We start from the raw sequence: 20820 nt of genomic DNA on the forward strand, positions 1-20820 counted from the left end.
AACCCCCTCCCCCAGGAGCAGGCAGTGCATTCACAGGAAGTCCCGGGGACGGCTCCACACCGAGCCATCCACGCGTACCCCATGAGACCGCCACGCCCGCGCACCCGAATCCTCGCCTGGATCGTGGCCGCTCTCCTGGTGATCGCCGGCCTGGCGGCAGGACCGTCCGCCGCATCCGCGGCGGGCAACCCCTACGAGCGCGGGCCCTCCCCCACCGCGGCGAGCATCGCCGCGGACCGCGGTCCTTTCGCCACCGCCCAGGTGACCGTCCCCAGGGGCAACGGATTCGGCGGCGGGGTCATCTACTACCCGACCGACACCAGCCAGGGCACTTTCGGCGCCATCGCGATCGCCCCGGGCTTCAACACCGCCTGGAGCTACTACGCCTGGCAGGGCCCGAGACTCGCCTCGTTCGGCTTCGTCGTGATCGGGATCGAGACCAACACTCTCAACGACTACGCCGACGCCCGGGCCACGCAGTTGCTCGCCGCCCTGGACTACCTGGTCAACAGCAGCCCGGTGCGCGACCGGGTCGACCGTGACCGGCTGGCGGTGGGCGGACACTCCATGGGCGGCGGAGGCGCACTCCTCGCGGCCACCCAGCGGCCCTCGCTCCTGACCGCGGTCGGGCAGGCGCCGTACGTGCCCAACGGCAATCTGTCGGGCATCAAGAGCCCCACGATCATCTTCGCCGGCCAGGCCGACGGAACGGTGACCCCGCAGTACGCCCAGAACGCCTACAACACGATTCCCGCCGACGTCGAGCGCGCTTACGTCGAGATCGCCAACGAGGGCCACGGCTTCCCCGCCGGTGGCGGCGGGGGCAACTCCGGTGCCTTCGCCCGCACCATGATGGTCTGGCTGAAGCTGTTCATCGACAAGGACACCCGTTACGCGCCGTTCCTGTGCCCGACGCTGTCCAACGCGAACGGCATCTCCAAGTACATGGCAAGCTGCCCGCTCGACCCGCCGGGAGGCGGCCCGACGGCCAGTCCCACGGCCAGCCCGACGGCGACTCCCAGCTCGACTCCGACAGGTCCTCCGCCCGCGACGAGCGCACTGAAGGGTGTGGCGTCGGGGCGGTGCCTGGACGTCAACGGCGCCTCGCAGGCCAACGGCGCCCAGGCGCAGATCTGGGACTGCAACGGCCAGAACAACCAGCAGTGGACCACCACCAGCGCCGGTGAACTGCGCGTCTACGGCAACAAGTGCCTCGACGTCAACGGCGGCAGCACCGCCGACGGCACCAGCGTGATCATCTGGGACTGCAACGGCCAGAACAACCAGAAATGGCGCCTCAACTCCGACGGCACCATCACCGCCGTCGGCGCGAACAAGTGCCTGGACGTGTCCGGCGCCGGCACCGCCAACGGCACCAAGACCCAGATCTGGACCTGCCACGGCGGCACCAACCAGAAATGGACCCGCGTCTGACGGCGTCCTCGTCGTCCGACCCGATGAGGGAACCAGAGGCGGCACCCCTCTGAGCACGAAGCAGAACTCCGGCAACAGCGCGGCGGCGCGCGCTCTGCCCTAACTGATCTTGACCGTCAGAAAGGAAACCGATGTCCCGACGTCCGTGGCTCACAACGCTGACCACGATGGCGCTGATCACTTCCGGAGCCTTGGCGCTCACCTCCCCTCCGGCGAACGCGCTGACCATCCCGGCGTCCGACTACCAGCAGGTGTCGCTCGCGTCGGGCGGCTCGGAGCTGGGTGAGGCGATGTCGCTGGCCGTGATGCCCAACCGGTCGGTCCTCCACACGGCCCGTGACGGCACGCTGCGCGTGACCGATGCCAACGGCAACACGAAGGTGGCCGGCAAGCTCAACGTCTACACCCACGACGAGGAGGGCCTTCAGGGTGTGGCGGTCGACCCAGACTTCGCGTCGAACCGCTACGTCTGGCTCTACTACTCGCCACGGCTCAGCACGCCGACCGGTGACGCGCCCAGCAACGGCACCCAGTCGCAGTTCGACCAGTGGAAGGGACACCTGAACCTGTCCCGCTTCACACTGAAGTCCGACGACACGCTCGACATGAGCAGTGAGAAGGTCGTGCTGGAGGTGCCGAACGACCGGGGGATGTGCTGCCATGTGGGCGGCGACATCGACTTCGACGCCGCCGGCAACCTGTATCTGACCACCGGCGACGACAGCAACCCGTTCGAGTCGGCCGGGTATTCGCCGCTGGACGAGCGCACCGACCGCAACCCCCAGTACGACGTGCAGCGCACGGCGGCCAACACCAACGACCTGCGCGGCAAGCTGCTGCGGATCAAGCCGCAGCCGGACGGCACCTACACGATCCCCAGCGGGAACCTCTTCCCCCCGGGGACGGCGAAGACGCGGCCGGAGATCTACGCGATGGGCCTGCGCAACCCGTTCCGGATGAGCGTGGACAAGGCCACCGGCGTCGTCTACCTGGGCGACTACGGACCGGACGCGGGGTCGACCAACTCCAACCGCGGGCCGCAAGGGCAGGTGGAGTTCAACCGCATCACCAGCGCGGGGAACATGGGGTGGCCGTACTGCACCGGGTCGAACAGCACGAACGAGACCTACAACGAGTGGAACTTCGCCACCAACAGCACCGGCCCGAAGTACAACTGCACGGGAGGGCCGACCAACAACTCCTTCCGCAACACCGGGCTGACCACGCTGCCGGCGGCCAAGCCGGCGTGGATCAGGTACGGCGGGGACGCCGGATCTCCGCCGGAGTTCGGCTCCGGGTCGGAGTCGCCGATGGGCGGCCCGGTCTACCGCTACGACCCGAACCTGAACTCGTCCGTCAAGTTCCCGCAGGCGCTCGATGGTCGGTTCTTCGCCGGTGAGTACGGCCGCCGCTGGATCAAGGCGATCGAGGTCAAGTCGGACGGCGCCTACGGGGAGATCTCCGCGTTCCCCTGGACCGGCACCCAGGTGATGGACATGGCCTTCGGTCCCGACGGCGCCCTCTACGTGCTCGACTACGGCACCGGAAGCAACAATCAGGCGTTGTATCGGGTCGAGTACATCGGCAAGGCCAACCGCAACCCGATCGCCAAGGCCTCCGCCGACAAGACCTCGGGACCGGCTCCGCTGACCGTGACCTTCTCCTCCGCGGGCAGTTCCGACCCCGAGGGCGGTGGGCTGACGTACTCGTGGAACTTCGGCGACGGCACCACCTCCACGGCGGCCAACCCGAGCAAGACCTACACCACGGACGGCACCTACACCGCCACCCTCACCGTCCGTGACCCCCAGGGGCTGACCGGTACGGCGAGTGTGACCGTGAACGTGGGCAACACCGCGCCGTCGGTCACGCTCACCTCGCCGGTGGAGGGGCAGTTGTTCTCCTTCGGCGACACGGTGCCCTTCCAGGTCGCCGTGTCCGACCCCGAGGACGGCACCATCGACTGCTCGACGGTGACCGTCACCTACTTCCTCGGGCACGACAGCCACGCCCATCAGATCACCTCCAAGTCCGGGTGTTCCGGGTCGATCGCGGTGCCGGTCGACGGTGAGCACGACTCGGCGGCCAACATCTACGGGGTGCTGCAGGCGTCCTACACCGACAAGGGCGGCCTCACCACCACCGTCGTCCGGACGCTGCAGCCGCGGCACCGCCAGGCCGAGCACTTCGGCGCCCAGCAGGGCGTGCAGACGGCCGACCACACCACCGCCGAGGGCGGCAAGACCGTCGGCTTCACCGACGACGGCGACTGGATCTCCTTCCAGCCCTACAACCTGAGCAACGCGACGAAGATCACCGCGCGGGTGTCGTCCGGTGGCGTGGGCGGCCGGCTGGAGGTGCGGGCGGGCTCCGCGACCGGCACGCTGCTGGGTACGGTGAACGTGGCGGCCACCGGCGGCTGGGAGACCTTCACCGACGTGTCGGCGAACCTCAGCGGCGCGCCGTCCGGCACGACGACGCTCTACCTGGTCTTCCGCGGAGCGACAGGACAGGGCTACCTGTTCGATCTGGACGCCTTCACCTTCGACACCGGCACCCCCACCTCGCCCTCGCCCTCGCCCTCCCCGCCGGTGTCACCGTCGGCCTCACCCACTCCGCCTGCGGAGAGCACGAGCGCGCTCAAGGGTGTGGCGTCGGGCCGGTGCCTGGACGTCAACGGCGCCTCCCAGACCAACGGTGCGACGGTGCTGATCTGGGACTGCAACGGCCAGAACAACCAGAAGTGGACGTCCACCAGTGCCAGTGAGCTGCGCGTCTACGGCAACAAGTGCCTCGACGTCAACGGCGGCGCCACCGCCGACGGCACCAGCGTGATCATCTGGGACTGCAACGGGCAGAACAACCAGAAGTGGCGCCTCAACGCGGACGGCAGCATCACCGCCGTCGGCGCGAACAAGTGCCTGGACGTCAGCGGCACCGCCAACGGCACGAAGGCACAGATCTGGACGTGCAACGGCCAGAACAACCAGAAGTGGACCCGCGTCTGACGCCATCCCAGAGGCCACTCCCCACCATCCGATCCACCATTTGATGCGACGCCCGGCACGGCCCCGCCCTCGACCAGAGAAGGGGGCCGCGCCGGGCGCCGCGACGGAAGGACACCCATGCTGCGACATCTGACCCCCGCCGCGCTCGGGCGCATCGCGGGGAGCGACCGGAAGACATCCGTGCTGCGACGCCTGTCGGTGACCGCGGTGGCGCTCACCGCCGCCGCGACGGTGATCCCCGCCATCCCCGCCCACGCCGCCGCCTTCAAGGTGCTGGTGTTCTCCAAGACGGCCGCGTTCCGGCACGACTCCATTCCCGCCGGCATCCAGGCCATCCGCGAACTGGGCGCCGCCAACGACTTCGCCGTGGACGCCACGGAGGACGCGAACGCGTTCACCTCGGGCAACCTCGCGCAGTACAAGGCCGTGGTGTTCCTCAGCACCACCGGCGACGTGCTGAACGCCTCCCAGCAAACCGCCTTCCAGTCGTACGTCGACGGCGGAGGCGGCTACGTGGGGGTGCATTCGGCCGCCGACACCGAGTACGACTGGCCCTACTACGGGCAGCTGATGGGGGCCTGGTTCAACAACCACCCGGCCATCCAGCAGGCGACCGTACGGAACGAGGACCGGGCGCACGCGGCCACGGCCCATCTCGGCCAGACCTGGACGCGCACCGACGAGTGGTACAACTACCGCACCAACCCGCGCGCCAACGTGCACGTGCTGCAGAGCCTGAACGAGAGCAGCTACAGCGGCGGGAACATGGGCGACCACCCGATCACCTGGTGCCACCCGCAGGCGTCCGGCCGGTCGTTCTACACCGGTCTCGGGCACACCCAGGAGTCGTACGCCGATTCCAACTTCCGCACCCTGCTGCTCGGCGGCATCCGCTACGCGGCCAAGGCCACGAACGCCGACTGCCGTCCCGAGACCGGCTACACGACCCTGTACAACGGGTCGACCACCGGCTGGACGCAGGCCGGGCCCGGCTCGTTCGCCAACAGCGACGCCACGCTGACCTCCCAGGGCGGCATGGGCATGCTGTGGTACAACGCCAAGGAGTTCGGCTCCTACTCCCTCAAGCTCGACTGGAAGCTGACCGGCGACTCCAACTCCGGCGTGGTCGTCGGGTTCCCGGCCACCAGCGACCCCCAGACGGCCCTCGACACCGGGTACGAGGTCCAGATCGACGCCACCGACACCGCGGACAAGACGACCGGGGCGATCTACGGCTTCCAGTCGGCCGACCTCGCCGCACGTGACGCGGCGCTGAACCCGCCGGGTCAGTGGAACACCTACGAACTGCTCGTCCAGGGAGAGCGGCTGCAGGTGTTCCTCAACGGCACCAAGATCAATGATTTCACGAACACGGATCCGGCCCGATCCCTGCAGCAGGGATACATCGGCATCCAGAACCACGGGTCCGGCGATGTGGCGTCGTTCCGAAACATCCGGGTCAAGGAACTGAGCGGCCCATCGACCTCCCCGTCCCCCTCGCCGTCGCCGTCCCCCTCCGCGTCGCCGTCGCCGTCCCCTTCCGCGTCGCCGTCGCCGCCTGCGAATGCCACGACCGCGCTGCGGGGTGTGGCGTCGGGCCGGTGCCTGGACGTCAACGGCGCGTCCCAGAACAACGGTGCGACGGTGCTGATCTGGGACTGCAACGGTCAGAACAACCAGAAGTGGACGTCCACCAGTGCCAGTGAGTTGCGCGTCTACGGCAACAAGTGCCTCGACGTCAACGGCGCCGGCACCGCCGACGGCACGAGCGTGATCATCTGGGACTGCAACGGGCAGAACAACCAGAAGTGGCGCTTCAACGCGGACGGCAGCATCACCGCCGTCGGCGCGAACAAGTGCCTGGACGTCAGCGGCACCGCCAACGGCACGAAGGCACAGATCTGGACGTGCAACGGCCAGAACAACCAGAAGTGGACCCGCGTCTGAGGCGGTCCGTCCCACCTGGGAGCGGCGGGGGACCCCGGGGGTCCACTCCGCCTCGCCGCACCCAACACCACGTCCGGCGCGGCCCTGATCGGGGCCGCGCCGGTTTTTTTCTTAGTACGAATGGCGTGCCCGATTCGACGGTTTTTCGCCAAATGGCTACAGAAGTCCCCTTCCCCCATGTCAGGAGTATGCGGCTCTCTGCCTAGGGAGAGGGCCCACATGTATGACAAGAAGCCGGGACTCCCCCCGACATGGCTGTGAAAGTTTCATACTCATTTGCTCCAAACCCCTAGATACAAGACCTCCACTTCTCGTGGGCTTGAGGGTATTTGGGACGCTATGGCACGGTCATTTTCCTGCGAGAGGGCGACTTCCGCAGGAAGGTGGCGAAACTGTGTGTGGGTGGGAGAGAAGAAGTCTCCTCGGGCAAGTAAATAAGCGTGCTTGACATCAAAAGTTGGGTAGACCTATTTTCTTCCCGAATCGTTTCGACCGCTCCCGCCGGAGCAGGTTGAACCTCCGCCCGAGTCACACCCCGTCCACCGGAGCGGAACGCGCGCCGGCCGGTCGCCGGGACCTCCTCCCCGGCGGCCGGCCGGGTGAACCGTACGCCCGGCCCGGCACGACTCCCACCCCCCGCTTAGGAGATCCCCGTGCATGACTCCCCACCCCGTACGGCGCGGCGTCCCGGAGGGCGGGCCGCGTGCTGAGGATGACCGGCATCGGCAAGAGCTTCCTGGGCGTCCGGGTGCTCGGCGGCGTCGACCTGGAGGTGTCCGCCGGCGAGGTCCACGCGGTGGTGGGGGAGAACGGCGCGGGCAAGTCGACGCTCATGAAGATCCTCGCGGGCGTGCACGCGCCGGACGAGGGGACGATCGAGATCGACGGCCGGAGCGTGACGTTCGGGCACCCGGTCGAGGCGCAGCGGGCCGGGGTGGCGATCATCTACCAGGAGCTCACCCTGCTGCCGGAGCGGACGGTCGCCGAGAACGTCTTCCTCGGCCGGGAACCCGTCCGGCGGGGCATGGTCGACCGGGCGGCGATGGAGTCGGCCACCGGTGAGCTGCTGAAGTCTCTCGGCGAGGAGTCGTTCGGGCCGCGCGATCTCGTCCGCCGGCTCTCGGTCGCGCGGCAGCAGGTCGTCGAGATCGCCAAGGCGCTGTCGCTGAACGCCCGGATCGTGGTGATGGACGAGCCGACCGCCCCTCTGGCCGACCACGAGGTGGAACTGCTCTACACGCTGGTGCGGCGGCTCACCGCGCGCGGCATCGCGGTCCTGTACGTCTCCCACCGGCTTCGCGAGATCTTCGACCTCGCCGACCGGATCACCGTGCTCAAGGACGGCGCCCGGGTCACCACCGCGGAGGCGTCGAGCCTGGACACCGCGGCTCTGGTCCGCCTGATGGTCGGCCGGGAGCTGGACTCGTACTATCCGCCCCGCGCGGCCGGACCTCCTGGAGAGGTGATCCTGAGCGTGCGCGGCGGCGGCAACACCCGGCTCCACGGCATCGACCTCGACCTGCGCGCCGGGGAGATCGTCGGGGTGGCCGGGCTGCAGGGCTCGGGCCGCACCGAGCTGGCCAAGGCGCTGTTCGGCGCGGAGCCCTTCACCACCGGCGAGATGACGCCCCGCCGGCCCCGCTCGGTCCGCGAGGGCATCGCCGCGGGGATCGGCCTGGTCACCGAGGACCGCAAGGCCGAGGGAATCCTGCCCAACCAGCGGGTGCGCGACAACGCCCTGCTGGTCGCCCGGGCCACCGGGGCGCCCCGCAACGGGATCGAGCGGCTGCTCGAGCGCGTGCGGCTCAGCCCGCCCCGGCCCGCCCAGGAGATACGGCTGCTGTCCGGGGGCAACCAGCAGAAGGTCGTGCTGGCCAAGTGGATGTCGGTGGCCCCCCGCGTGCTGCTGTTCGACGAACCCACCCGCGGCGTCGACGTCGGAGCCAAGGCCGCCATCCACGACCTGATGCGCGAACTCGCCCGCGACGGCATGGCCGTCCTGATGATCTCCTCCGAGCTGCCCGAGCTCATCGGCATGAGTGATCGCATCGTGGTGCTGCGGGAGGGCCGCGTCGCCGGAGAGCTGCCCGCCGGCTCCTCCGAGGAGGCCGTGATGCGCCTGGCGGCGGCGTCATGACCCAGCAGCTGAAACTCCGGCCGGTCCCCGCCGGAGGCTCGTTGATCCGGAGGCTCTCCGCCGACCGGCCCGCCCGGCCCGTCTACGTCGCGCTGGCCCTGCTCGTCGTGCTCGGCTGGCTGGTCTTCGCCCTGGACGGCGGGGCGTTCCTCAGCCAGGAGAACATCGTCGGCATCCAGCAGCGGTCGGCGGCGCTGGGCATCGTCGCGGTCGGCCAGACGCTGGTGATCCTGGCCGGCAGCCTGGACCTCTCGGTCGCCTACCTGATCAGCCTGACCTCGCTGGTTACGGCCGAGATCATGGCGGGCTCCGACACAGGTGTGCCGGTCGCGGTCGCCGCGGCGCTGGCGGTGAGCGCGCTGACCGGGCTGGTGAACGGCCTGATCGTCACCCGGCTCCGGGTGCACGCCTTCATCGCCACGCTCGGGGTCGCGCTGGTGATCAGAGGCGCGCTGGACGCGCGGTACGACGGACCGGCCGGCAGCGTGCCCGAGTCCTTCCAGCACCTCGGGTACGACCGGATCGGGCCGCTGCCGGTGTCGGCGCTGCTGTGGGCCGCGGTGGCGGCGGGCGCGTGGCTCCTGCTCAGCCGGACCCGGCTGGGCTACCGGATCTACGCGGTGGGCGGGGACACCGAGGTGGCGCGCCTCTCCGGGGTGCGCACCGAGCGGGTCGTGGTCGCCGCCCACGTGCTCTGCTCGGTCTGCGCCGGTATCGCCGGGCTGCTGCTCGCCTCCCGGCTCGGGGCCGGAGCGCCGACCGTCGGCACCGACGGAGGGTACGACCTGGAGTCGATCGCGGCGGTGGTGCTCGGCGGGACCGCGCTGGCCGGAGGCCGCGGCGGGGTCGCCGGGACCGTCGGCGGAGTCCTGCTCCTGGCTGTCCTCGACAGCATCTTCAACCAGCTTGAGGTCAACTCCTTCGCCAAGGACGTCGTGCGGGGCGTGATCCTGGTGGCCGCCCTGGCGATCTACGCCCGCAGGAGGCGGACCAGATGAGACGAGCGCTGCCGATCTTCGTGGTGCTGGCCGGGCTGCTGGTCGCGATCGCGATCGTGAACCCGTACTTCCTGGAGCCGCCCGCCTTCCTCGCCTTCGTCAAACGGGCCGCGCCGCTGGTGATCCTCGCGGCCGGGCAGTACTTCGTCATCGTGTCCGGCGAGTTCGACCTGTCGGTCGGCTCCCTCGTCACCGCCGAGGTGGTGATCGCCGCCCGGCTCATCGACGGTTCGGCGGAGGCGACCTGGCCCGTGCTGGCCCTGATGATCGCTTTCGGGCTGATCGTCGGCCTGGTCAACGGGATCGTCACCACCCTGCTCCGCGTCCCGTCGTTCATCACGACCCTCGGCATGCTGCTGATCCTGTCGGGGGCGGTCTTCCTCTGGACGGGCGGCTCGCCCCGGGGCGCCCTCTCCGAGCAGTTCCGCCAGCTGGGCCGGGGAAGCCTCGGCCCGGTGCCCTGGTCGGTCCTGATCCTCGCCGCGGTGGCGGCGGCCGCCGTCTGCGCGATGCGCGCCGGGTTCGGCCACACGCTGGTGGCGGCCGGGGACAACGACCGCGCCGCGGCGCTGTCCGGGGTCCGGGTCGCCCGGGTCCGGACGGTGGCGTTCATGATCTCCGGGCTGTCCGCGGCGGTCGCCGCGATCCTGCTCGGCGGCTTCGCGGGAGTGTCCGCGCAGGTCGGCAAGGGCCTGGAGTTCCAGGCCATCACCGCTGTGGTGCTCGGTGGCGTGGCCCTCGGAGGCGGCCGCGGCTCCGTGGCCGCCGCGATGGCCGGCGCCTTCACTCTGGAGGCGCTGTTCACCCTGCTCAACCTGTACGGCATCTCGGGGGCGCTGGAGCCGGCCGTACAGGGCGTGATCATCATCGCCGCGGTGGCGCTGGGAGCCGTGCGCTTCCCGCGCGCAAGAGCCGCGGCCGCTTCATAAAGGGAAGGAAGACGATGCGTTCATATTCGCGGCGGTTCCTCGCCGCCGCCGCGCTCGCCGTGCTGACGCTGCCGGTGGCGGCGTGCACCAGCGACAAACCCGCGCCCTCTGCCTCCGGGGCGTCCGCCGGGGCGCCGGCCGGGTCCGCCGGACCGGCGGACAAGGGCACCGGGGAGCAGTCGAAGTTCTTCGTGCAGGCCGACTACGACGCCCAGATGGCGATGCGCAAGGCCCAGGCGACCGGCCCGTCCGACAAGCCGTGGGAGCAGAGCATCGATCCCCAGCTCGTCGACACCGCCGAGTTCAAGAAGGCCGGGCCCTACCACCTGTGCTTCTCCAACGCCGCGGTCGACAACCCCTGGCGGCAGGTCGGCTGGAAGACCATGCAGGCGGAGGTCGCCCTGCACAAGGAGATCACGGAGTTCACCGCGCTCGACGCCGAGGGCAAGGACGACAAGCAGATCTCCGACATCGCGGAGCTGCAGGGCAAGGGCTGCGACGCGCTGATCGTCTCGCCCAACACCACGGCGACGCTGACCCCCGCGGTGTCCGGAGCCTGCCCGAAGGTGCCGGTCATCGTGTTCGACCGGGGCGTCCAGACCGACTGCCCGGTGACCTTCATCAAGCCGATCGGCGGCTACGCCTTCGGCGCCGCGGCGGCCGAGTTCCTGGTCGACAAGGTGCCGGCCGGCGGGAAGATCCTGGCCCTGCGCATCCTGCCCGGCGTGGACGTGCTGGAGACCCGGTGGTCGGCGGCGAAGGTGGCGTTCGACAAGAGCGACCTCCAGGTCGTCGGCGTCGAGTTCACCGACGGCGACGCCGCGAAGACCAAGAGCGTCGTCAGCGACTACATCCAGCGGTACGGCAAGATCGACGGAGTCTGGATGGACGCGGGCGCCACCGCCGTCGCGGCCGTCGAGGCGTTCGAGGACGCGGGCCAGCCCGTGCCGCCGATCAACGGCGAGGACCAGCAGGACTTCCTGAAGAAATGGAGCGACGCGAAGCTGACCGCGATCGCGCCGACCTACCCGACGTACCAGTGGCGGACCCCCGTCATCGCGGCGCTCAAGATCCTCAAGGGCGAGCAGGTGCCGAAGGTCTGGAACCTGCCGCAGCCTGCGATCACGCAGGAGAACCTCGCCACCTACCTCAAGCCCGGCATGCCGCCGCTGCACTACGCCCTCTGCGGCTGTGAGGACCTGCCCGGCTACCCCGAGAAGTGGGGCGGCACGTCGTGATCGGGGTCAACACCTGGGTCTGGGTCTCGCCGCTCACCGACGAGACCCTGGCCCGCCTCGCGCCGAGGATCGCGGACTGGGGGTTCGACGTCGTCGAACTGCCGGTCGAGCATCCCGGCGACTGGGACCCGGAGCGGGCGGCGGCCCTCCTGGAGGGACTCGGGCTCGGCGCGTCGGTCGTGCTCACGATGCCGCCGGGACGCGAGCTCGTCGACGCCCCGCCGCAGGTCGTCCGGGAGACCCAGGACTACCTGCGGCACTGCGTGGACGTGGCGACGACCGTCGGCGCGCCGGCGGTCAGCGGGCCGGCGTACGCCTCGGTCGGCCGGGCCTGGCGGATGAGCCCGGACGAGCGGCGCGCGGTCTACGGCGAGCTGCGGGAGAACCTGAAACCGGTCGTCGCCTACGCCGCCGAGCGCGGGGTCCGGATCGGCGTCGAACCGCTCAACCGATACGAGACCAGCGTCGTCAACACCGTCGAGCAGGCGCTCGAAGCCCTCCCCGAGGAATGCGGGCTCGCCCTCGACACCTACCACATGAACATCGAGGAGAAGGATCCTCTCCAGGCCGTCCGGCTGGCGGGCACCAGGATCGCGCACCTCCAGGTATGCGGAACCGACCGTGGCGCCCCCGGCAGCGACCACTTCGACTGGACGGGCTTCGCCGCGGCCGTCCGCGACGCGAACTACGGCGGCCCGCTCGTGATCGAGTCCTTCACCGCCGACAACAAGACCATCGCCACCGCCGCATCCGTCTGGCGTCCCCTCGCCCCCAGCCAGGACGCCCTCGCCACCGAAGGCCTCGCCTTCCTCCGCACCCTCGACCTGACCACCCGACCCTCCCCCTGAGCCGAGACGGCTCACGCCTTCGCACTCTTTCGGCTCCGACCGTTACCCGGTAAACCCCCCAGGAGATTTTTCATGCGAAGATCACGCCTGCTCCCCGCCCTGGCCGCGGCCCTGTTAGGGCTCTTGCTGTCCGCGGTGCCGCTGGTCGCGCACGCGGCCGCTCCGCAGTTCAAGGTGCTGCTGTTCAGCAAGACCGCGAGCGGCGCCTACCGGCACGACTCCATCCCCGCCGGCACCGCGATGTTCCAGCAGCTGGCGACGGACAACAACTTCCAGCTCGACCGCAGTGAGGACTCCACCGTCTTCACCACGTCGAACCTCAACAACTACGACGCGGTGATCATGCTCCAGACCTCGGGCATGGTATGGGACAACGACGCGCAGCGTCAGGCCATGCAGGCCTACGTGCGCAGCGGCCGCGGCGTCGTGGCGATCCACAACGCCGTCGACATGAACATCGAGTCGCAGTTCCCCTGGTGGGACCAGACCGTGCTGGCCGGCGCGCACATGACGCAGCACTCGTCGATCGTGCAGGGCACCGCCAAGGTCGCCGACAAGGTCCACCCCTCGACCAAGGGCCTGCCGGACAGGTGGACCCGTACGGAGGAGTGGTACAACTTCGACAAGAACATGCGCGGCTCCGTGCACGTGCTGGTGACCGCGGACGAGACCACCTATGACGCGGGCTCGTACAAGATGGGCGCCGACCACCCGATCTCCTGGTGTCACAACCCGGAGGGCGGCCGGGTGTGGGCCACCGCGATGGGCCACAACGCGTCCTCCTACTCCGAGCCGCTGTTCAAGCAGCACCTGCTGGGCGCGGTGAAGTGGGCGGCGGGCGCCGAGGCCGGTGACTGCGGCGGCACGATCTCGGCCCGGTTCCAGAAGGTGACCCTCGACGGCGCGCCGGACCAGCCGATGGAGCTGGACGTGGCCGCCGACGGCAGGGTCTTCTACATCTCGCGCTCCGGCAAGGTGAACCTGATCCCCGCGGGCGGCGGGAGCACGCGCGTCATCGGCACCCTGTCCGTGTACGACGGCGGTGAGGACGGCGGCATCGGGCTGGCGCTCGACCCGAACTTCTCCACCAACGGCTGGATCTACATCAACTACTCGCCGTCCAACGGCGGTGAGGTGAACCGGGTGTCGAGGTTCACCTTCAACGGCACCAGCCTCGACCTGTCCAGCGAGAAGAAGATCATCGAGGTTCCGGCGTACCGCAACGTCGACGAGCCGGGCCACACCGGCGGCTACCTCGCGTTCGGGCCGGGCGGCAACCTGTACATCGGCCCGGGCGACGACACGAACCCCAACGGTTCCAGCGGATACACCCCGATCGACGAGCGGCCGGGCCGGGAGCACTACGACGCCCAGCGGTCCGCGGCCAACACCAACGACCTGCGCGGCAAGATCCTGCGCATCCACCCCGAGTCCGACGGCACCTACACGATCCCGTCCGGCAACCTGTTCGCGCCGGGCACCGCCAAGACGCGGCCGGAGATCTACGCGATGGGCTTCCGCAACCCGTTCCGCTTCTCCGTCGACAAGGACACCGGCTGGATCTCGGTGGGTGACTACGGTCCCGACGCGGGAGCGGCGAACGCCAACCGCGGTCCCGAAGGCACCGTCGAATGGAACCTGATCAAGGAGCCGGGCTTCTACGGCTGGCCCTACTGCGTCGGGAACAACATCCCGTTCAACGACTTCAACTTCGCCACCAACACCTCAGGCGCGAAGTTCAACTGCTCGGCGCCCGTCAACAACTCCCCCAACAACACCGGGCTGACCAACCTGCCCGCGGCCAAGTCCGCGACCATCTGGTACAACTACCACGCCTCCGCCGAGTTCCCCGAGATCAACTGCTGTGGTGGGGCGGCCCCGATGGGCGGTCCGTTCTACCACTACGACGCGACCGGCAGCTCCGACCGCAAGTTCCCGGAGTACTTCGACAAGACGCCGTTCTTCTACGACTGGAGCCGCAACTTCGTCAAGGAACTGCGGCTGGACTCCTCGGGCAACCTCCTGAAGATCAACCCCTTCGTCGCGCAGATCGCCCCGCACGCGCCGATCGACATGAAGTTCGGCCCTGACGGCGCCCTGTACATGGCCGACTGGGGCAACGGCTTCGGCCACGAGAACACCGATGACAGCATCTACCGGATCGACTACGTCGTCGGGAACCGCGCTCCCGTCGCCAAGGCGAGCGCCGACCCCGACTCGGGCAACGCGCCGCTGACGGTGGCGTTCTCCTCGGCCGGCTCGTCCGACCCCGACGGCGACGCGATCACCTACAGCTGGGACTTCGGTGACGGCGGGACCTCCACCAGCGCCAACCCGTCCCACACCTACAACGCCAACGGCACCTACAACGCCAGGCTGACCGTACGGGACGCGAGCGGGAAGACGGGCAGTGTCACGCTGCCCATCGTCGTCGGCAACACCCGTCCCAAGGTCGTCTTCTCGGCTCCGCCGGACGGCGGATTCATCGACTTCGGCGACCGGGTGTCCTACACGGTCAACGTCACCGACCCCGAGGACGGCACCGTCGACTGCACCAAGGTCAATGTGTTCACCGCGCTCGGCCACGACCAGCACGCGCACGACACCGGCCAGTACACCGGTTGCTCCGGGACGGTCACGACCACGGCCTCCGGCCATGACGAGGCCTCCAACGTCTACTACGTCCTGGGCGCGGACTACACCGACAAGGGCGGTCTGAAGGGCAGCGCCGGCATCACCCTGCAGCCCAAGCACAAGCAGGCCGAGCACTTCACCGGCTCGTCCGGTATCCGGGTCGTCGACGAGCCCGGGGCCGAGGGCGGCAGACGCGTCGGCGACGTCTCCAACAACGACTGGATCTCCTTCACGCCGATCAACCTGTCCGGGATCGACTCGGTGTCCTTCCGTGTCTCGGCGCCGTCCAGCACCGGGGCGTCCATCGAGTTGCACGCCGACTCGCCGACCGGGACGCTCATCGCCTCCAGCACCGTGCCGGCGACCGGGGGATGGAACACCTACGTGTCCCTTCCGGCGGTGCGGGTCACCGACCCCGTTGGCACCCGCAATCTCTACGTCGTGTTCAAGGCGCCCTCGGCGAACGCGTTCGACGTCGACTCGTTCACCTTCGTCGGCAAGGGTGTCGGACAGGCAGGCGGGTCCCCCTCGCCCTCCCCCTCGCCGTCCGCGTCCCCGTCCGCATCCCCGTCCCCGTCCCCGTCGCCGTCCCCGTCGTCGCCGTCGGGCAGCACCAGCGCCCTCAAGGGTGTGGGCTCCGGGCGGTGCCTGGACGTCAACGGCGCCTCGCAGGCCAACGGCGCCCAGGCGCAGATCTGGGACTGCAACGGCCAGCCCAACCAGCAGTGGACCACCACCACCGCCGGTGAGCTGCGCGTCTACGGCAACAAGTGCCTCGACGTCAACGGCGGCAGCACGGCCGACGGCGCCAGCGTGATCATCTGGGACTGCAACGGCCAGAACAACCAGAAGTGGCGCCTCAACTCCGACGGAAGCATCACCGCCGTCGGCGCGAACAAGTGCCTGGACGTCAACGGCGGCGGCACCGCCAACGGCACCAAGGTGCTGATCTGGACGTGCAACGGCCAGAACAACCAGAAGTGGACCCGCGTCTGACACAGATCTGACGCCCGAGATCCGGAGCCGGTCCGCCCCTCGGCGGGCCGGCTCTCTCTTCGCCAGCGGCCCGCAAATTCATCATATGAATTACATATGAGCAGAGGAGTTATACTCTCACCTGTGATGATCCTCCTGGAGGCCCAGTGACTGCCGCGTTCTCTCAACCCGGTCTGACCGCGAGTGCCTCCCGCGGCCCACTGGAGCCGCCCGCACACCGACGGCCCCGCCGCCTGGGCGACACCGTGGTCACGTATCTCGTCGACCGTATCGTGTCGGGGGCCTACCCTGTGGACAGCGTGCTCCCGACCGAGCCCGAGTTGTGTCAGGAGTTCGGCGTCTCCCGTACGGTAGTGCGCGAGTCGATCAAGCTTCTGGAGGCGAAGGGCCTGGTCAAGGCCACTCCGGGCCGGGGGACCCGGGTCCTGGAGCCCATCGGCTGGAACCTGCTGGACCCCCTCGTCCTCGAGGCGCAGATCCGGCACGACAGCGACCTGTCCATCCTCGACGACCTCGTCAACGTCCGGGTGGCGCTCGAATGCGACATGGCGGCGCAGTGCGCGCGCGTGATCACACCGGCTCAGGCCGAGGCGCTGAAGAGGCAGGCGAACGTTCTCGCGGAGACCCTGCACGACCCGGAGCGCTACGGCAGGGAGGACGTCGCCTTCCACGAAATGATCATGCTCGCCTCCGGCAATCGCCTCGGTCATGCGATCATTCATGGCATCCACGCCAAGGCACGGCTGTCGAGTCAGTACAACGGCGACCCGAACAGGGAGGAACTCCTCCAGTCGCTCGCCGAGCACCGGCAGATCGAGTCGATGATCCTTCAGGGCGACTCCCAGGGCGCCGCGGCCGCGATGCGCGTCCACATTGTGGGCTCATGGGCCAGGCGCCGCCCCCGCGTACACGGAGCGATGGGCCAGGAAGCAGGCTCCTGAGAGAGCCCCCGCCGCGGCCGGCGCCACCGTGGCGGGGGGATGCCTCACCCGCCACCCGCGGGATGGCCCCTGAGGGCCTGCCTGAGAATGCCCAGGGCCGTATCGGCGGTGTCCATGAGGGCGGTGCGGGACGCGGTCTAGGACGCGCCGTCGCCGGCAGCCTCGCTGCGGCGCGGCTCCAGGCGATCGACTGCTTGCACGCTCCATGCCCGGATGACTGATGCCTGCTCGGGGGTCAGTGAGTCGAGGAAGTGGCGGCGGATGTTGCCGCCGTGCACGAGGATGGCACTCTGGGCGGCGCGGCGCCCCTCGGCGGTCAGCCCGATCCCAGCGCGGCGACCATCGGCCCCGTACTGGGTGCGCTTGACGAAGCCGCGTTTTTCCATGCGCGTCAGCTGATGTGAGACGCGGCTCTTGTCCCAGTCGAGCGACTCGGAGAGCTCACCGACACGCATCTCGCGGCCAGCGGCCTGCCACAGCGTCACCAGCACGCTGAACTCGGCCTTCGAGATGTCGCAGTCATGCTGTAGACCACGCTCCAGCTCCCTGGTGAGCAGGCGCTGCGCGCGCATCCAGGTATCCCAGAGCTCCCACTCCTCCGGTTCCAGCGATCGAGTCTCCGTCATGTCGCCGAGGATACCGCGAACAGCAGAGTTGTCACTTCAACTCCGCCCAATCTAGAGTTGACGTGACAACTCCCTCGGAAGGAAGACCATGCCGCTTCGCATCGCAGTCATCCTCGGAAGCACCCGCCCCGGACGCCGCGGCGACAAGATCGCCGCCTGGGCACTGGAGGCCGCCCGTGCCCACGGCGGAGCCGACTACGAACTCATCGACCTCGCCGACCACGACCTCGGCAACCTCGACGAGCCCGGCAACCCGAACTTCCAGCAGTACCAGCACGACCACACCCGCGCCTGGGGCGCACTCATCGACAGCTTCGACGGCTACGTCTTCCTCGTCCCCGAGTACAACCACTCCTTCCCCGGAGCCCTGAAGAACGCCCTGGACTACGTCTACCGGGAATGGAACGACAAGGCCGCCGGGATCATCAGCTACGGCGGCTGGGTCGCCGGGGCCCGGGCCGCCGAAGCGCTGCGGCTCGTCCTCGCCGAACTCCAGGTGGCCACGGTCCGTGCCCAGCCCACCATCTCGACACACCCCTCGTTCCACACCGGCACCTTCGTCCCCCAGGAGGGCCTCCACACCGCCGTAGGCGACATGCTCGACCAGCTGATCGCCTGGTCCGGCGCCCTGCGCGGGGTGCGCCAGGCCAAGACGCAGACGCCCACGGCTGCATGAGGCCCAGTTCCTGACCGATCACGTGACACGACGCGGCGAGCTGACGGACGCAGCATTTCCTCACTCATCCTTCGGCTCCGCAAACCCGCTCACAAACGATTGCCAGACACGGCTTAGGGCATCAGGGTTCGCGCGTCGGCACGGCCCCGGCCGGGATCAGGCCTTCGGCGATCAGGTCGTGCCAGAGCCCCTCGGGGATGTCGGTCTCGAACCGCCGGAGGTTCTCGTCCACCTCTTGTGGTGAGCGCATGCCGACGGCGATCGCGGAGACCGCGGGGTGCAGCAGCGGGAAGGCCAGCGCGGCGGCGGGCAGTTCGACGCCGTGATCTGCGCAGACCGACGCGATCCGCTCCGCGCGCCCGAGCACGTCGGCGCCGGGGGCACGGTACTCGTACGTCGAGCCGGGTGCGGGCCGGGCGGTGGAGAGCAGGCCGGTGGCGAAGACACCGACGGCGACCACGGCGACACCGAAGCGACGGGCCGGCGTGAGCACCGAGTCGAGTGCGCTGTGGTCGAGCAGCGAATAGCGGTTGGCCAGCATGATCACATCGACGAGTCCCTCCTCGATGATCGCGGCGAGCCCGGCGGTGGAGTTGGTCCCGATGCCGATGGCCTTCACGACGCCGGCGGCCTTCAGCCGCGCCAGCGACGCGAGCCCCTCCCGGGCCGCGCCCTTCCACGCCTGGTCGGGATCGTGCAGGTACAGGATGTCGACCGACTCGAGTCCGAGACGCGTCAGGCTCTCCCGGAGCGAGCGTTCGACACCCGTCGCCGAGAAGTCCCACCGCCGTGTGAGGTCGCCGGGAACGGCGAACCCGTCGTCGTCCCATTCCCGAGGCCGGGGATTGGGCACGATCAGGCGACCGACCTTGGTGGAAAGCACGAACTCGTCGCGAGGGCGGCGGCGCAATTCGGCTCCGATGCGGCGTTCGGAGAGCCCGAGACCATAGTGCGGCGCCGTGTCGAAGTAGCGGATACCGCGATCCCACGCCCGGCGCACCGTCCGGGCGGCCTCGTCGTCGCTCACGGACCGGGCGAAGTTGCCGAGCGGTGATCCGCCGAGGCCGATGACACCGCGCCCCGACCGGCCTCGGTTCAGCAGATCCGCGATCGAGGCCGTCATCCGCCCAGCCCGTAGAGGACCGACGCGGCGCCGGACATGATCGACTGCCGCTCCGCCGGGCTCAGCTCGCCGACGAGCTCGTCCACCGCGCGCCGCCACGCGACCGCACCGGCCCCCAGCTCGGCCAGCGGCCAGTCGGACCCGTACATGAGCCGCTCCGGGCCGAACGCGTCGAGCGCCACGTCGACCACGCGGCGGAGGCGGGCCCCGTCGCCGCCGTTCACGAGTCCGGCCAGCCCGGAGATCTTCGCGAAGGTGTTCGGCCGGCAGGCGAGCTCGCGCAGGCCGGCCTCCCAGCCGGCCTCCCAGCCGGCCTCATCGTCCGACTCGGCGATCCCGCCGAGGTGGTCCACGACGAAGCGGACACCGGGGTGCGCGGCCACGACGGTCGCGGCCAGCGGCAGCTGCCACCATCGAACGACCAGGTCGAAGCCGAGGTCGCGCGCGCCCAGCTGATCGAGCGCCCTTCCCACGTCGGGCCGCGCGAGCCAGTCGGGGTCGGGGTCGATGTGGACCAGGTGACGGATTCCCACCAGCCTCCGGCGCGACGCGGGGTCGAGCCCGTCGAGTTGCGCCGCGACGTCGGCGGTGAGGTCGGTCCAGCCGACCACACCGGCGATGCGCGGGCTCGGGTGCGCCAGCAGCCGCCGCGTCTCGGCGGCGCTGTTGCTCGCCTGCACGACGACCGCGGCGTCCACGCCGGCCGAATCGAGCATCCGCTCGAGGTCGCCGGGCGTGAAGTCGCGATCGATGGCCGCCATCGTCGTGGGGTCGATCCACGGCTGGGGGTCGGTGGCCCGGTTCCAGAGATGGACGTGTGCGTCGATCACGCCGGTCACGACAGGTGCCAGATCTCGTCGAGCGGCTGCCACAGCGCTCCGGGATCTCTTTCTTCGACGATGCGCACCTGGCAGGGGTCGGTGTGCGTCCACCACTCGCGCGTCACCGGGTCCTCTGCGATGCGGGCCATGTCGGCCGCGTGATCCTCGCCGACATACTCGTAATAGGCGAACAGGGTGTCGCCGACGATGAAGATCGAGTAGTTCGTGACGTTGGCGTCGCGCAAGGTCTGCTCGACCTGCGGCCAGACGTTGCGGTGCAGTTCGAGGTACTCCTCCCTGCGCTCGGGCCGGACGCCGACGACGAGGGCGTGACGCTCGACGCGGCGCCGCTCGGTGTGCTCGTCCATTCGCTCGCTCCGCTCGCTCATGCCACCTCCTCGCCTTGCGGCTCGGAGTCGCATGAGCGAATCGCGCTGTGTCTATTGATTCGCTCGCTTCGCTCG

The 20820-nt window shown here is 69.4% G+C and carries 15 protein-coding genes; 11 read left to right on the forward strand and 4 right to left on the reverse strand.

From position 1 onward, the window contains the following. Positions 1-81 precede the first annotated feature (81 nt). From FH610_RS44960 to FH610_RS41495, 10 genes are all read left to right on the forward strand, one after another. The gene (locus tag FH610_RS44960; RefSeq protein ID WP_139580723.1) at positions 82-1434 is read left to right on the forward strand and encodes an RICIN domain-containing protein; all 1353 of its coding nucleotides are present in this window, start codon (positions 82-84) and stop codon (positions 1432-1434) included. 131 nt (positions 1435-1565) lie between these two features. Next, positions 1566-4442: a PQQ-dependent sugar dehydrogenase gene (locus FH610_RS41455; RefSeq protein WP_139580724.1), complete on the forward strand. Its 2877-nt coding sequence runs from the start codon at positions 1566-1568 to the stop codon at positions 4440-4442. A 117-nt stretch (positions 4443-4559) separates the two neighbouring features. Further along, positions 4560-6389: a ThuA domain-containing protein gene (locus FH610_RS41460; protein ID WP_139580725.1), complete on the forward strand. Its 1830-nt coding sequence runs from the start codon at positions 4560-4562 to the stop codon at positions 6387-6389. Positions 6390-7101: 712 nt separating this feature from the next. After that, positions 7102-8526: a sugar ABC transporter ATP-binding protein gene (locus tag FH610_RS41465; RefSeq protein ID WP_205826432.1), complete on the forward strand. Its 1425-nt coding sequence runs from the start codon at positions 7102-7104 to the stop codon at positions 8524-8526. Further along, positions 8523-9524 carry an ABC transporter permease gene (locus FH610_RS41470; RefSeq protein WP_139580727.1) on the forward strand — a complete coding sequence of 334 codons (1002 nt, stop codon included), beginning with the start codon at positions 8523-8525 and terminating at the stop codon, positions 9522-9524. Before FH610_RS41465 ends, FH610_RS41470 begins: the two co-directional genes overlap by 4 nt. Next, positions 9521-10453 carry an ABC transporter permease gene (locus tag FH610_RS41475; protein ID WP_139580728.1) on the forward strand — a complete coding sequence of 311 codons (933 nt, stop codon included), beginning with the start codon at positions 9521-9523 and terminating at the stop codon, positions 10451-10453. Before FH610_RS41470 ends, FH610_RS41475 begins: the two co-directional genes overlap by 4 nt. Before the next feature lie 14 nt (positions 10454-10467). Further along, positions 10468-11691: a substrate-binding domain-containing protein gene (locus FH610_RS41480; protein WP_139580729.1), complete on the forward strand. Its 1224-nt coding sequence runs from the start codon at positions 10468-10470 to the stop codon at positions 11689-11691. Beyond that, the gene (locus FH610_RS41485) at positions 11688-12539 is read left to right on the forward strand and encodes a sugar phosphate isomerase/epimerase family protein (protein WP_139580730.1); all 852 of its coding nucleotides are present in this window, start codon (positions 11688-11690) and stop codon (positions 12537-12539) included. Before FH610_RS41480 ends, FH610_RS41485 begins: the two co-directional genes overlap by 4 nt. A gap of 72 nt (positions 12540-12611) precedes the next feature. After that, the gene (locus FH610_RS41490) at positions 12612-16169 is read left to right on the forward strand and encodes a lectin (RefSeq protein WP_139580731.1); all 3558 of its coding nucleotides are present in this window, start codon (positions 12612-12614) and stop codon (positions 16167-16169) included. Between the two features lie 245 nt (positions 16170-16414). After that, on the forward strand, positions 16415-17110 hold the full coding sequence (locus FH610_RS41495; RefSeq protein ID WP_161628214.1) for a FadR/GntR family transcriptional regulator: 696 nt from the start codon (positions 16415-16417) through the stop codon (positions 17108-17110). A gap of 137 nt (positions 17111-17247) precedes the next feature. On the opposite strand, the gene FH610_RS41500 is transcribed toward FH610_RS41495, so the two are convergent. Then, positions 17248-17736, reverse strand: a complete 489-nt coding sequence (locus FH610_RS41500; RefSeq protein WP_139580733.1) for a MarR family winged helix-turn-helix transcriptional regulator — start codon at positions 17734-17736, stop codon at positions 17248-17250. 88 nt (positions 17737-17824) lie between these two features. On the opposite strand from FH610_RS41500, the gene FH610_RS41505 reads away from it, so the two are divergent. Next, positions 17825-18412 (forward strand): NADPH-dependent FMN reductase, encoded by a 588-nt coding sequence (locus tag FH610_RS41505; protein ID WP_139580734.1) that lies wholly within the window; start codon positions 17825-17827, stop codon positions 18410-18412. A 121-nt stretch (positions 18413-18533) separates the two neighbouring features. On the opposite strand, the gene FH610_RS41510 is transcribed toward FH610_RS41505, so the two are convergent. From FH610_RS41510 to FH610_RS41520, 3 genes are read right to left on the reverse strand one after another with little or no spacing between them, the layout of a single operon-like run. Beyond that, entirely contained in the window at positions 18534-19535 is a 1002-nt protein-coding gene (locus FH610_RS41510; protein ID WP_139580735.1) for an aldo/keto reductase, read from the reverse strand. Further along, the gene (locus tag FH610_RS41515; RefSeq protein WP_205826428.1) at positions 19532-20365 is read right to left on the reverse strand and encodes an amidohydrolase family protein; all 834 of its coding nucleotides are present in this window, start codon (positions 20363-20365) and stop codon (positions 19532-19534) included. Before FH610_RS41515 ends, FH610_RS41510 begins: the two co-directional genes overlap by 4 nt. 5 nt (positions 20366-20370) lie before the next feature. Beyond that, the gene (locus FH610_RS41520) at positions 20371-20745 is read right to left on the reverse strand and encodes an L-rhamnose mutarotase (protein ID WP_205826429.1); all 375 of its coding nucleotides are present in this window, start codon (positions 20743-20745) and stop codon (positions 20371-20373) included. Between the last annotated feature and the right edge of the window lie 75 nt (positions 20746-20820).

This window comes from Microbispora catharanthi, from assembly GCF_006334915.2.
Classification (GTDB): domain Bacteria; phylum Actinomycetota; class Actinomycetes; order Streptosporangiales; family Streptosporangiaceae; genus Microbispora; species Microbispora catharanthi.